Raw genomic sequence first — 13,685 nt, 5'->3', positions numbered from 1 at the left:
ATGGTCAAGTATGTGCCAAAATTTACTATTATTATCTATTGAGAGACAAATTCTTTTCTTTTATTTATCATCTACTAATCGGTAAAATTTATTATTATCGAAATATGAATATAACTAGAATAATTGCGATCGCCCATAACGGTTTTAGAGAAGTAATTAGAGATCGTATATTATATGTTATCGGTTTTTTTGCCTTACTATTACTACTCGCCTCCCGCATCCTACCATCCATCGCCGTCAGTGCCGATGAAAAAATATTATTAGACTTAGGCATTGGGGCTATAAACTTACTCGGAGTTATCGTCGCCATATTTGTCGGCACAGGATTAATTAACAAAGAAATAGAGAAAAAAACTGTCCTCATCCTAGTACCAAAACCCATCAACACCGCCGAATTTATCATCGGCAAACATATAGGTTTAGTGGCAGTCTTAACTATTCTTGTCGCCATCATGACTATATTATATCTAGGCATCATGACAATTTCTGGGGTAGAATATCCTCTTGGTAGTTTATTAATTGCCCTAGTTTATATCGTCTTAGAATTATCCCTATTAACCGCCTTCGCCATAACTTTTGGGGTTTTCACTAGCTCAATCTTAGCGACTCTCCTTAGTTTTGGGGTGTACATCATGGGGCATTTGAGCCGAGACTTACTAGAATTGGGTAAAATTACAGAAAATGAGAGTATTGAAAATTTAACTCGCACCTTATTTCTAATTTTGCCAGATTTAGAAAGACTTAACCTAAAAAATGAAGCCGTTTATAACATCCTACCGCCCACAGGAGAATTAATAAACAGTTTAATTTATGCGTTGTTATATATAGTATTGCTACTCACCATCAGCATTACAATTTTTTCCCGCCGACAATTTTGAGAAATTAGAGAAATTTAATTGCAACCTCCATACAGCGACTTCAGCGAAATTCAAGAAAAATTATTTTTAGCCTTAGAAGGGGATAAACCAGAGATATTTTATAAATATATTCATGGTTTAATAGCCCAACAATACTCCTTAAAAACTTTTATAATTACCTACTGTAGTCAAGGATTTAAACACCTTGATGATGAATTAGTTTATGGCGACAATGTTGTTCATAACCAAGAAATTATCACAAATATTCATCAATGTCCTACTGTAAAACAATATCTTTATAGCCTAAGTATAGAGAAAACATATCAAGAAATTTCTCTTAATAAACTATCATCATTTTATCAAGAAAAAACTAATAAACTTTACCTATTCCCTATTTTTTATCGAAGTCAAATAATTTCGATCATTTATGTAGAAATACCTAAAAAAGAATTATCTTTATTTAATAAAAGTAAGTTAATAAAAGTAATTTTTCAAAATTTAGCCCTATTATTTATCAATCTTGATATTCAGAAAAAACAAGAAAACTTAATCAAAGAAAAAGAGACTCAAAATAACTATTTATCAAAAATAAATCATGAAATTAGAACTCCTATTGCTTCGGTTATAGGATTCTCGAAAATGCTTAAACAACAAATATACGGAGAATTAAACCCCAAACAGCTACAATATGCCAATGCCATTTATGAATCAGCTAATTATCTTTTAGAATTAGTTATTGACTTATTAGACATAGCAAAACTAGAGGCCAATAAAGAAAAATTGTACCTGGAAAAATTACTTGTCAAAAATTTATGTCAATCTTGTTTATCCTTTATCCATGTCAAAATACTACATAAAAACTTAGACTTTCAATTAATTATAGAAGACAATATTAATTATATTTATGCTGATGAAAGAAAGATTAAGCAGATATTAATTAACTTACTTTCCAATGCGGTTAAATTTACCACACAAGGTTCCGTTACTCTAAAAGTATCCTCAGAAAATAAAAATATTAAATTCTCTGTAATTGATACAGGCATAGGAATAAAACCAGAAGACCATGATAAATTATTTCAGCCCTTTGCTCAAATAAAAACCTGTATCCATGATCAAGAAAAAGGCACAGGGTTAGGTTTAGTTATTTCTCAGGAATTGGCTAAACTGCACGGAGGAGATATAACCTTCACTTCTGACATAGGCAAAGGAAGTTGCTTTACTCTTGTATTACCTATGGATTAAACGGGTGCGACAGGATTCGAACCTGTGGCCGACTGCTTAGAAGGCAGTTGCTCTATCCAACTGAGCTACGCACCCTTGATGATTGAACATCAGTTGACTATGGTAACACATAGAATAAAAAAAAGCAATAATTAATTCATTTTTGTGGGGTGGGCATGAACTACCCACCTTGTTGCATTACTCAGCTTTGACAAAGTCTAAGGAGGCTGAATTCATACAGTATCTCTTCCCTGTGGGCGCTGGGCCATCATTAAAAACATGACCTAAATGAGCGTCACAATTGGCACATAATACCTCCGTGCGTCTCATGAAAAAACTAACATCACTTTTGTAGGCGATATTTTCTTCGGTAGAAGGTTGCCAGAAACTAGGCCAACCTGTGCCAGAATCGTATTTAGTGTCGGAGGAAAATAACTCTGTGCCACAACAGACACATTTATAGATTCCTTTTTCTTTATTGTCGTGGTATTTACCCGTAAAAGCTCTTTCTGTACCGTGTTTTCTGGTTACTTCAAATTGTTCGGGAGTAAGAATTTCTTTCCACTCAGCATCGGTTTTTTTTACTTTAGCAGTCATAATTGTTGAAAATTGATTGTGTTAACTTTTGTTAAAATTTCTTCTTCTATGCTATCAAATTAAAGCGTTACTGAATTTAGAAATGACTTTTAACCCCCTAAAACCACCAATTTTGGAAAGGGATGATGCAAGGTAGCCATGCAATATTGCCTATTTTTAGAACTAAAGAGAGAATTTGAGAACAAATTATCCTTGCCACTGAGTAAAGAAGGGTAAAAATAAGGTAATGAAATAATAAACTACTGGGGCGGTGAAGATATAACTGTCAGTACGATCTAGAATACCACCATGACCGGGGATTAATTCTCCTGAATCTTTTACTCCTGCGTCTCTTTTCATCATAGATTCCATCAAGTCACCCAAGAGACTTACGACACCGATGAGAAGCCCTAGGATAATGCCTGTTAAAATCCAATGACTCCAATGTAAAAACCATGCTCCTGACATTCCTACGAGGATACTACCTGTGACTCCGAATAAACTGCCTTCTACGGTTTTTTTGGGGCTAATGGGGGATAGTTTTGTTTTACCGAAGTTTTTACCGATAAGATAAGCGCCGATGTCTGCTGCCCAAATACAAGCCATGGCGATAAAGGTAATTTTAAGGGCATCAGGAAAACTATTTAAGTCGAGGGGGTTGAGAGGAAAATAACCATCGAGGGGAAGGTTATGAATGTTGGGGATGGTGTGGGCGTAGGTGGAGTTTTCTCCTAGACTAACTCGAAGACGAATCCAGTAGCTAGGAAGGTATCCTGCATAGAATAAGCCTAGTATAGAGGTGGAAATGTCGGCAATGGTGGCGAGTTTGGGTTGAAAGAGGAGATAAAAACAAATTAATCCCCCTGCCAAGGCGAATACGGCATCTGTTAAACTGGGTACAACTGTGGCGGTAATGATAAGTAGTTGGGAAACTACGAGGGTTGTTTTTACTGCAGGTTCGATGCCTTTTGCTTTTACTAGCTTAAAATATTCTAGTTGTGCTAAAAATACCAGTACGCCAAAGGCTACGGTAAAGTACCATCCGCCTACAATAATCATGACAAGGGCAAGGACGATCGCAATTATTGTACTAATAGTTCTAGCGTAGGGCATTTTTAAAGACTGTTTATAAAAATTAATGTTTTAGAATCAATCTTTTATTCTAGCCTAAAAAAAATATAACAGGTCACATCTTAAAGTATTATGACAATTAATCTGTCTTTAGATTGGGTTAATGATTTTGTCAAAATAACTCAATTAGCTCGTCAAAGTGCGATCGGTAAACACTTGCCGAATCATCTTTATGTCCATATTTCGGCTCTACAATTACTCGATATTAATTTACAAGAATACGAAAAAAAGGCAAGAGAAATTATTAATAATATAGATGATTTTACCTTGGTTAAATTTAATCTTCAAGAACCAAAAATATCTTATCTTTTTTATCCTGATTTCGATATAAATCCTCATCCTCCTATTAAGAAAAGTATTTTAATCAATTTACAAGAAAAAACTAGCAAAATATATAACTATAACTCTTCACAAAATCCTGCTATTTTACACAGAAAAGAAACTTTTGTTACAACAAAATATCCTTATTATCAAACCTTCGCTCATTTAACAAATATAGAGGAAAGACTAGGACTCCTAGACAACTCAAAATATATAGGTACTCAGAAAGAATGGCAAAATCTATTAAGAGATCATAATCTTTCATTTATTGAACACAATTTAGTTTGTTTTTTAAATAAAACAGAAGAAGATTTATACAAAGTTGACCGTCATCGAGCCGCTATGGTAAGAAATCGACTTTCTCGCCCTGTTAGATTAGCCCTTGAAGCTGGTTTATTTTTGTCTGAATATACTTTTTTTGATTATGGTTGTGGTCATGGAAAAGATGTAGAAGAAATGGCGAGAAATGGTTTTCAAAGTGCAGGATGGGATCCCTATTATCAACCAACAAATGAGGTAAAAACTGCTGATATTGTCAACCTTGGTTATATTATTAATGTCATTGAAAATTTACAAGAAAGACGAGAATCTTTAGTAAAAGCATGGCAGTTAACTAAGGAAATCTTGATTGTTTCTGCCCAAGTGTTAGTAGATGACCGTCAACGGGGTTTTATGGCCTATGCTGATGGTATTATCACCGAGCGCAACACCTTTCAGAAATATTATGAGCAGGAAGAATTAAAAATATATATCGAACAAATCTTGAAAACAGAGGCAATTCCTGCTGGTTTGGGGGTTTATTTTGTGTTTCGGGATGGCACTAAAGCCAACAGTTTTCGAGCTTCCCGTTTTCATTCTAGGGTAAGAGCTCCTCGAATTTGGTCTCCCCTCAAAAAATTTGCTGATTACCAAGAGTTATTACAACCCCTCATGGAATTTTACGCTCTAAGGGGGCGATCGCCCGTTAAAGGAGAAATTTCTCAAGAAGGAGCGATTAAAGAGGAGTTTGGCTCATTTAAACGGGCTTTTAAGGTGATTTTACAAGTAACTCAAGAGGAAGAATGGGAGGCGATCGCCGATCAACGCCGACAAGACATATTACTATATTTAGCCCTAAGTAGATTTGAAAAAAGACCAACCATCAGACAACTATCAGCCCCCCTAAAAGAAGATATAAAAGCTCTATTTGGCAACTATCAAGCTGCTTGTTTTTTAGCAGATGAAATGTTAATTAGTCTTAGAAATTTAGAGATAATTAAACAAATTTGTCAAAAAAATTGCCCTGTAGGAAAAGTATTTGAAAAAAGTTTTTTAGTACACATTAACGAACTAGATAACTTACCTACCCTACTAAGGTTATATGAAGGTTGTGCCAGTCGTACCATCGGCAGAATGGAAGGAGCAACCCTAATTCGATTTTACTTTAATATTCCCCAGATAGGTTACTTAAACGTAGCCCAATTCGACACAGAAAAAGAACCATTAGTACAAGCAAATATGACCATTAACCTAAGTGACTTGAGAGTTCGTTATCAAAAATTTAACCCAAACCAAGCACCCAGAATCAAGGACAAAGAAAAACTAATTAACAAAGCACAATAGCTCTTTGTTTTTTGTCAAATTTTTAACAATAGTAAAAACAAATACACCTATCATTTAACAAGAGATTTAAACCCCCTACCTTGGAAATGTTCATAAAATCACATTTAGGGATAAAATTTTAACTAAATCTTAACCACTATAAAAAACAAATATGAAAAACAGTAAAATAAAACTATTTTTAACCCTTGCCATTAGCTTAAATTGGTTCACCGTGGGTTGCGGAATTTTTGGCACCACCGAAGCCCCCGTGGACAACGGAGAAACTTCCCCTCAAACTCCCGTATCCCAAGAAGGTGGCTTAAGATTAGGTTCTCTTTTTCCCACCACAGGAGATTTGGCCTCCATTGGTCAAAATATGCCCGTAGCCGCTCGACTAGCCGTAGATACTATCAACGCCTGTGGAGGGGTAAACGGTGAGCCTGTAACCCTTGTCAACGAAGACGATCAAACCGATCCTGCGGCTGGTAGTGCCGCCATGACAAAACTAGCCGAAGTAGATCGAGTCCATGCCGTAGTAGGTTCTTTTGCCAGTAGTGTTTCCACCGCCGCTCTTGATGTTGCCGTCAGAAATCAGGTGATGATGATTTCCCCAGGAAGTACTAGCCCCGTATTTACCGAAAGAGCCGCTAATGGTGAATTTAATGGGTTTTGGGCGCGTACCGCTCCCCCCGACACCTATCAAGCTCAAGCCCTTGCCGCCCTTGCTAGACAAAGAGGATTTAACAATGTTTCTACGGTGGTGATTAACAATGATTATGGAGTAGGATTTGAAAGACAGTTTAACGAATCCTTCACCGATTTGGGAGGTACTGTGCTAAATCAAGAACAAGGGGTAAGATATGATCCCAGAGCCACAACCCTTGATAGTGAAGCGGCGGCGGCTTTTGGTAATAGTCCAGACGCTGTGGCAGCCATTTTATATGCTGAAACAGGTAGTTTATTACTGCAGTCGGCTTTCCAACAAGGTTTAACCGATGGTGTTACCATTCTTTTAACCGATGGGGTTTATTCTGAAGACTTTACGAAACAGGTCGGCACCACCACTGATGGTAGCTCTATCATTGCAGGGGCTTTGGGTACTGTGCCGGGGGCTGATGGTCTGGCTTTGGATAGTTTAAGAACCCTGTGGCAAGAGGAAGTAGGCTCTGAATTAACTGCTTTTGTGCCTCATACTTGGGATGCTACGGTGTTATTAATGTTGGCGGCGGAAGTTGGGGGAAGTAATAGCGGTGAAGTCATCAAAGATAACCTTTTAGCGGTTGCTGGGGGTGATGGTGTAGAGGTAACAGATCCCTGTGAGGCCATGGAATTAATTCGCAATGGGGAGGCTATTAATTATCAGGGTGCTAGTGGTAATGTTGATATTGATGAAAATGGTGATGTTGTCGGAGTCTATGATGTTTGGCAGGTGAACTCTGATGGTACTCTGGAAGTGGTTGATAAAATTGAACCTATTATTAATTAGATAGAATATCTATCTTTTTTGTTATTCGGCAGGGAATTATATCATACGGCAAGGGGTTTTAACTCCTTGTTAGGGAAAACCAATAATAAACAACTATTATCTTTTATCTGTTCCCCATTCCCCACCCTAATTAGTATATTATTGAAACACGATTTAGTATAAATATATATTAGGCTTGTATTTCTGATTGTTTTGTCGATAGACCTCGAAAGTAATATAATTACAACGTTATGGGAATTTAAAAACTGATTTTTGAAATGTTTATAGCAATTATTTCTTTGAAGGGTGGAGTGGGTAAGACGACTACCGCCATACATTTATCAACTTATTTACAGGAACACGATCGCACTTTACTCATTGACGCTGATCGCAACCGTTCGGCGCTAGTATGGGCAAGGGATGAGAAATTACCTTTTACAGTAGCTTCTCAGGCTGGTTCTGCCCCTTTGGTGGGTAAGTTTAAGCACGTTATCACAGACATGAAAGCCCGTCCTGAAGTTGACGATTTGAAGGAATTAGCTCAGGGTAGCGATTTGATAATTTTGCCCACTACGCCCAATCACCTTGATTTGGATGCCACGGTTAAGGCGGTGGATATATTGAAGGATTTAGGAACAAATTATAAAATTCTTTTAACTAAGGTTGATTCTCGTACGGTTAATGGCAGAAATGCTAAGAAGTTTTTGGAAGAGCATCAGTTACCTAGTTTCAAGACGGAAATTCCTCTCCTTGTAGCGTTTGAAAAGGCTTCTCAACAGGGTTTAACGGTGAGGGATTATGGCGATTTTCGTGCTAAACAGGCATGGAAAAATTATGCGGCAGTGGGCAAGGAAGTTTTAGGAAAGTAATGGATAATTGAGAATTGATAATGAATAATTAAAGTTCATTCAAATTTGTTTTGCTGATTCTTCGTTGTTCGAGAAAATTGCTTGATTCTGAAATATCAAAAATCATTGCCTATGGTTCACAATTTTAATATTAATGGCTAATTGTTAATTATTTCTATGGCTTTTATTGTCACCTATAGCTACACCGATTCAATTATTGATGATGTTCCTGAGTCTTTTATTTGGGGTTTAGAAGTCGATAAAAGTTACCAAGATATTGATAGTAGAAATCAACTAAATCAGTTATTTAACGATTGTCAAAATGATAGTCCTAGTTATGTTTTAATTCGTAGTTTACATGAATTGGGAGATAGTTTTGCTGAAATATTAAGGGCGATCGCCCTTATAGAATCCTTGAATATTGAAATAATTGCCATAGATCAGCCATATAATTCTAGTAAATTTAAAGTTATTGACAATCCTGTTTATGCCGAGAAATTACACCACATTTGGCAACAAATAGAAAAAGTAATTTATCAAAGAAAATTACAAAAAGGTCATGGTAAAAACCGCCTAAAAAATCTTCCGCCTCCTGGTAGAAGCCCCTACGGCTATCAGAAAGGAAAAGAAGGATATATCATTAACCGTAGCACCGCCCCCATTGTCAAAGATTTTTTTGAATACTATCTTAGATATGCTTCTTTGCGAGATAGTGTGAGATATTTAAAAGAAAAATATAATAAAAAAATTTCCCATTCCACCGCCCTACAATGGTTAAAAAATCCTGTGTATCGAGGAGATTTAGCCTACAAAAATAACTATATTATTTCTAATACCCATACTCCCATTATTTCCAGAGAAGAAGCCTCCCAAATTGATCGTTTATTAAAAAGCCATCGTCGCATTCCTTCCCGTAGTGCCAGTTCTTCCCATTGTCTTTCAGGCTTAGTAAAGTGTAAAATGTGCCATTCTTCATCCAAAATAACCTCCGTTACCCAAAGAAGAAAAAAAACAAAATATTTATACATTACCCCTGTGAATTGCCCTCAAAAAAAATCCTGCTCTTCTTGGAATTACCAACAAATCTTAAAAGAAACCATTGAAAAAATTTGTTTTGATTTACCCACAATTGTTAATAATATTAATAGCCCTAATATAGATATTATCATTGAGCAAACAGAAAATTTAATTAAAGAGAAACAAAAAATAATTAACAGCTTAGAGGGTCTAATCTCAAGCAATATTTTAGACGAAGAAACAGCCAAAATTAGAAAATTAAAAATAGAAAATGAGATTTCTCAACTAAATAATCAAATAAATAGTTTACCCCCAAATAACTTAAAAGAAATGATTGATAATTTATCTTTAAAACAGTTTTGGTATGACCTTTCAGAACAGGAAACAAGATTTTATCTGAGAGAATTTATTGAGCGAATTTATATTATCCCTAACCTCGAAAATTCTAAAGAATATCAAATAGAATTAGATTTTATTTTTACATAATTTCTAATAAAAAATAAAGTCTAAAAAAGGGCGCACCGTAGTACACCCAAAAATTATATAGATTCTGCTTAAAAATTTAAAAGCCTTACGAAATCAAATAAATAATTGATAATTTAGCCTTAAATTACGAGCACTGTAACTTAATAGCTTGGATTACATCATGCCGGGCATTCCCATGCCACCCATTCCAGGCATTCCCATGCCGCCCATGCCACCCATACCGCCCATATCGGGAGCAGGGGCTTCAGGGGCTGGTCTTTCTACCACTAATGCTTCGGTGGTTAATACCATTCCAGCAATGGAAGCGGCGTTTTGTAAGGAAGAGCGAACCACTTTGGCAGGATCAACAATTCCTGCAGCAATTAAGTCTTCATAAACTCCCGTAAGGGCGTTGTAACCGATATTGGCGGCTGATTCTCTTACTTTTTCCACTACCACAGAGCCTTCAACCCCTGCGTTGGTAGCAATTTGGCGTAAGGGTGCTTTGAGGGCTTTGATAACAATTTCTGCCCCTACTTTTTCTTCTACATCGCTCAAAGTCTCTTTGAAGGTAGAGATTTTACTTGCCATGTGAATGAGGGTTGAACCTCCCCCAGGCACGATTCCTTCTTCTACGGCTGCTTTAGTAGCGTTAAGAGCATCTTCGATGCGTAATTTGCGTTCTTTTAAGTCGGTTTCGGTGGCAGCACCTACTTTGATTACGGCTACACCACCAGCTAATTTGGCGATACGCTCTTGTAATTTTTCTGCGTCATACTCGGAGTCAGTTTCTTCGAGTTGTTTACGAATTTGAGCAACTCTTTTTTGGACATCGCCAGTGTTACCAGAGTCTGTAACGATGGTGGTGTTGTCTTTTTCGATGGTGATTTTATGAGCTTTTCCTAGTTCGTCAAGTTTGACGGTGTCTAAACTTAAACCGATGTCTTCGGAGATTACTCTTCCTCCTGTGAGGATGGCAATGTCTTCTAACATGGCTTTGCGGCGATCGCCAAAACTAGGAGCTTTGATAGCAGCTACATTTAACACACCCCTGGCTTTGTTAACTACTAGGGTGGCAAGGGCTTCCCCTTCGATGTCTTCGGCGATGATTAATAAGGGAGCGCCGGCACGAGCCACTTCTTCTAAAACAGGGACGAGATCTGCGATCGCATTTATTTTTTTATCAGTAACTAAGACTAAAGCATTTTCTAACTCAACAATTTGCTTTTCTTGGTCAGTGATAAAGTAAGGAGACATATAACCCCTGTCTAGTTGCATCCCTTCTACCACTTCCAATTCAGTGGCTAAGGACTTGGATTCTTCGACGGTGATAACTCCATCTTTGGTTACTTTATCCATGGCATGGGCAATCATATCACCAATTTCTTGGTCATTACCCGCAGAAACAGCAGCTACTTGGGCGATTACATCTCCCTGTACAGGTTGGGCCATGTCAGAGATTTCTTTAACGGCAATGGCGATCGCCTTATCCATTCCACGACGTAAAGCCACAGGATTAGCTCCAGCGGTAACGTTTTTCAAACCTTCATGGATCATAGCCTGAGCGATAACCGTAGCGGTGGTAGTACCATCTCCAGCCACATCGTTAGTTTTGGAAGCCACTTCTCTAACTAACCTTGCCCCTGCATTTTGTAAAGGATTTTCTAACTCTACTTCTTTGGCTACAGAGATACCATCTTTAACAATCTCAGGAGCTCCAAACTTTCTTTCTAATAATACATTTCTACCCTTGGGGCCTAAGGTTACTTTAACGGCATTGGCTAAAGCGTTAACCCCTTCCTCCAAGGCTCTTCTGGATTCTTCTCTAAAAGATACAATTTTAGACATAAATAATAATTCTCATGAGCATATATTTTTTCTCCATAAATAAATTTAGCACTCTTCGAGCTTGAGTGCTAATACGGTTATCTGCACCTTTTATCAAATTTTGAAATCTAAGGTTCAAGGATTTAATTTTTTGATAATTCCATTTCCATTTCCTTCTCTATGGCTAACTGTCCCATCAACCAATCAATCTCACGGTTAATATCCGATTTGTAACGCTCTAAAGCCATGGCTTGGAAACGATCATCATAAACTATCTGTAAATCTTGATCATCCAATTGTAATTGACACACCCTCAAACGATGCTCTAATAAATGTAGTCGATCTATAGATTCAAGGTAGCTAAAAAAGAAAAACTTAATCATAAAACGAGAACGAGCATTAACCCAACTTTCGTGGGGATGTTCTAGCATTTTCTCTAACCATATGGCTCTTCCTGCCGAGGTGATACTGTACATTTTGCGATTATTATTGCCATCTTCTTCCTCCATAATCAATCCCTTATCCAACAGTCGCCTCAATAAAGGATAAATAGCTCCATAATTGACACTAATACAACCACTCATAAACAATTCCATCTGTTTTTTGAGCAAATAACCATGTAAAGGCTCTTTTTGTAATAAACCAAGGGTGGCTAACTCTAACATATTTCTTTTTTTTTCAATTTTTTATATCAGATTGATATATTTTATTGATATAATGTGAACTTAATAAAACTTTACCATCAACATTAATTAATCTCTAGCCGATATGATTAATCCTAACTCTGCCCCCAGTGAAACCTCAAATGTTGACGAAGAGGAAATAAGTGCGATCGCCCCTAAGCCACAATCCAAGAAAAAATCATTTTCCCCCTGGTGGATTTTCGGTGCAGTAGCCTTTTTAGCCATCCTTGGGGGTGGGGGGATGCTGTTATTCAATAATAATGAAAGTGGTAACGATCCATCAGGGGCCATGGCAGGGCAAGGTCAACCCTCCACCGTAAAATTGAGTACATTAGAACTAGGAATAGTACAAGATACTACCACCATTGTCGGTAGATTAGATGCTCCTAGGGCTGTTACCGTCAGGTCAGAAATTGACGGCAGAATTAGAAGTATTTTAAGAACAGAAGGAGAAAGAGTTACCGTAGGACAGATAATTGCTAGGGTGGACAGTGACCAACTAGAAGCGGAATTAAACCAAGCTCAAGCCCAATTAGATAGCGCCCGCTCCCGTTTAGCCTTACTCAGGGCAGGGAATCGTCCCGAAGAAATAGCCCAAGCCCAAGCTCAGTTAACAGGGGCGATCGCACGGTTAAATAACGCCAGACAAGGCGCCCGTCCCGAAGAAATAGCCCAAACAAGAGCCGAACTAGAATCCGCCAGGGCAGAGCTAGAACTAGCCCAAGAAAGAACCAGAAGGTATCGAGTATTATCTGAAGAAGGAGCCATTTCCCAAGACGAATTTGATGAATTTGTAACCATCGAACGTCAAGCCTCCTCCGCCGTTACCCAAGCCCAAAGACGTTTAGACGCTCAAACTAAAGGCAGAACCTCCGATCTAAACGAATTAGAAGCCGCCGTAGAACAAGCCCGACAAAATCTGCAACTACTCAGAAACGGCACAAGGAGAGAAGAAATAGACCAAGCCGAAGCCGAAGTATCCCAAGCCACCGCTAGGGTGAACACCATAGAAGTACAAATTGACAAAGCCCAAATAGTTGCCCCCTTCACAGGAATCATTGGGGATATTCCCATCAAAGTAGGAGACTTTATCAACTCTGGGGATGAACTAACCACCATCACCGAAAATGATGTCCTAGAAGCAAATTTTTCCTTACCCTTAGAACAAAGTGAAAGACTAAGGCTAGGTTTACCCGTGGAAATTCTCGACAGTCAAGGAGAAATACTGACCACCGGAGAAATAAGTTTTATCTCTCCCCAAGTTAGTCCCGACAGTCAATTAGTGTTAACCAAAGCAACCCTCAACTCCTCGGGAGCTAGTCTTTTTAATCAAACTTCCATTCGAGCTAGAATTATTTGGCAAGAAAGCCCCGGTATTGTTGTTCCTTCTTCCGCAGTATCAAGGATGGGGGGTAATAACTTTGTTTTTGTGGCTCAACCAGCAGAAAATGGCGAAGGAGATGAACCATCCTTAATAGCCGAACAACGCTCCATAGAATTAGGAAGCCTACAGGGTAACAACTACGAAGTTTTAGGCGGTTTAGAAGAAGGGGAACAAATCGTCAGTGCAGGAATTTTGAACCTCCGTGATGGTGCTCCCATTGCCCCTTTACCCCCCGAAGAAAATGGAGAGATGCCCCAATAACCTCTAGGTTAATTTGTTTATTTATTATTAATTACCCATTATCAATTA

At 37.9% G+C, this 13,685-nt stretch carries 11 protein-coding genes and 1 tRNA gene; 7 read left to right on the top strand and 5 right to left on the bottom strand.

From position 1 onward, the window contains the following. Positions 1–104: 104 nt before the first annotated feature. Together AA637_RS05530 and AA637_RS05525 are read left to right on the top strand one after the other, a co-directional pair. On the top strand, positions 105–878 hold the full coding sequence (locus tag AA637_RS05530; RefSeq protein ID WP_446684225.1) for an ABC transporter permease: 774 nt from the start codon (positions 105–107) through the stop codon (positions 876–878). Between the two features lie 18 nt (positions 879–896). Continuing rightward, positions 897–2,099, top strand: coding sequence for a sensor histidine kinase (locus tag AA637_RS05525; protein WP_446684224.1), 1,203 nt, complete (start codon positions 897–899; stop codon positions 2,097–2,099). A gap of 1 nt (position 2,100) precedes the next feature. On the opposite strand, the gene AA637_RS05520 is transcribed toward AA637_RS05525, so the two are convergent. The 3 genes from AA637_RS05520 to AA637_RS05510 form a co-directional block, all read right to left on the bottom strand. Beyond that, positions 2,101–2,174, bottom strand: a tRNA-Arg gene (locus AA637_RS05520). Positions 2,175–2,276: 102 nt separating this feature from the next. Next, a complete protein-coding gene (gene msrB / locus AA637_RS05515; protein ID WP_069790494.1) occupies positions 2,277–2,675 on the bottom strand; it encodes a peptide-methionine (R)-S-oxide reductase MsrB in 399 nt (132 codons plus the stop codon). A 186-nt stretch (positions 2,676–2,861) separates the two neighbouring features. Further along, the gene (locus tag AA637_RS05510; protein WP_446684223.1) at positions 2,862–3,767 is read right to left on the bottom strand and encodes a phosphatidate cytidylyltransferase; all 906 of its coding nucleotides are present in this window, start codon (positions 3,765–3,767) and stop codon (positions 2,862–2,864) included. A gap of 90 nt (positions 3,768–3,857) precedes the next feature. Between AA637_RS05510 and AA637_RS05505 the strand changes: the two genes are divergently transcribed. The 4 genes from AA637_RS05505 to AA637_RS05490 all read left to right on the top strand — a co-directional run bounded on the left by AA637_RS05505 (position 3,858) and on the right by AA637_RS05490 (position 9,503). Then, positions 3,858–5,708, top strand: a complete 1,851-nt coding sequence (locus AA637_RS05505) for a DNA phosphorothioation-associated putative methyltransferase (protein ID WP_446684222.1) — start codon at positions 3,858–3,860, stop codon at positions 5,706–5,708. Positions 5,709–5,859: 151 nt separating this feature from the next. After that, a complete protein-coding gene (locus AA637_RS05500; RefSeq protein ID WP_446684221.1) occupies positions 5,860–7,173 on the top strand; it encodes an ABC transporter substrate-binding protein in 1,314 nt (437 codons plus the stop codon). A 257-nt stretch (positions 7,174–7,430) separates the two neighbouring features. Further along, positions 7,431–8,021, top strand: a complete 591-nt coding sequence (locus AA637_RS05495) for a ParA family protein (RefSeq protein ID WP_069790498.1) — start codon at positions 7,431–7,433, stop codon at positions 8,019–8,021. Positions 8,022–8,177: 156 nt separating this feature from the next. Beyond that, complete coding sequence (locus AA637_RS05490) at positions 8,178–9,503, top strand: recombinase family protein (RefSeq protein WP_446684220.1); 1,326 nt, start codon at positions 8,178–8,180, stop codon at positions 9,501–9,503. 153 nt (positions 9,504–9,656) lie between these two features. Here AA637_RS05490 and groL read toward each other — a convergent pair whose 3' ends face one another. Together groL and AA637_RS05480 are read right to left on the bottom strand one after the other, a co-directional pair. After that, a complete protein-coding gene (groL, locus tag AA637_RS05485; protein WP_446684219.1) occupies positions 9,657–11,330 on the bottom strand; it encodes a chaperonin GroEL in 1,674 nt (557 codons plus the stop codon). A gap of 122 nt (positions 11,331–11,452) precedes the next feature. After that, positions 11,453–11,974, bottom strand: coding sequence for a PadR family transcriptional regulator (locus AA637_RS05480; protein ID WP_446684218.1), 522 nt, complete (start codon positions 11,972–11,974; stop codon positions 11,453–11,455). A gap of 103 nt (positions 11,975–12,077) precedes the next feature. On the opposite strand from AA637_RS05480, the gene AA637_RS05475 reads away from it, so the two are divergent. Further along, positions 12,078–13,637, top strand: a complete 1,560-nt coding sequence (locus AA637_RS05475) for an efflux RND transporter periplasmic adaptor subunit (RefSeq protein WP_446684217.1) — start codon at positions 12,078–12,080, stop codon at positions 13,635–13,637. Positions 13,638–13,685: the final 48 nt, after the last annotated feature.

It is taken from the genome of Cyanobacterium sp. HL-69 (assembly GCA_002813895.1).
Taxonomy (GTDB): domain Bacteria; phylum Cyanobacteriota; class Cyanobacteriia; order Cyanobacteriales; family Cyanobacteriaceae; genus Cyanobacterium.
Note: the sequence above shows the minus strand (reverse complement) of the source record. Positions and strands in the feature narration are given on the sequence as shown.

What these genes read in the sequence shown, in the direction of transcription:
- AA637_RS05530 (WP_446684225.1), top strand. Translation starts at nt 105, where the DNA reads ATGAATATAACTAGAATAATTGCGATCGCCCATAACGGTTTTAGAGAA.
- msrB (WP_069790494.1), bottom strand. Translation starts at nt 2,675, where the DNA reads ATGACTGCTAAAGTAAAAAAAACCGATGCTGAGTGGAAAGAAATTCTT.
- AA637_RS05510 (WP_446684223.1), bottom strand. Translation starts at nt 3,767, where the DNA reads ATGCCCTACGCTAGAACTATTAGTACAATAATTGCGATCGTCCTTGCC.
- AA637_RS05505 (WP_446684222.1), top strand. Translation starts at nt 3,858, where the DNA reads ATGACAATTAATCTGTCTTTAGATTGGGTTAATGATTTTGTCAAAATA.
- AA637_RS05500 (WP_446684221.1), top strand. Translation starts at nt 5,860, where the DNA reads ATGAAAAACAGTAAAATAAAACTATTTTTAACCCTTGCCATTAGCTTA.
- AA637_RS05495 (WP_069790498.1), top strand. Translation starts at nt 7,431, where the DNA reads ATGTTTATAGCAATTATTTCTTTGAAGGGTGGAGTGGGTAAGACGACT.
- AA637_RS05490 (WP_446684220.1), top strand. Translation starts at nt 8,178, where the DNA reads ATGGCTTTTATTGTCACCTATAGCTACACCGATTCAATTATTGATGAT.
- groL (WP_446684219.1), bottom strand. Translation starts at nt 11,330, where the DNA reads ATGTCTAAAATTGTATCTTTTAGAGAAGAATCCAGAAGAGCCTTGGAG.
- AA637_RS05480 (WP_446684218.1), bottom strand. Translation starts at nt 11,974, where the DNA reads ATGTTAGAGTTAGCCACCCTTGGTTTATTACAAAAAGAGCCTTTACAT.
- AA637_RS05475 (WP_446684217.1), top strand. Translation starts at nt 12,078, where the DNA reads ATGATTAATCCTAACTCTGCCCCCAGTGAAACCTCAAATGTTGACGAA.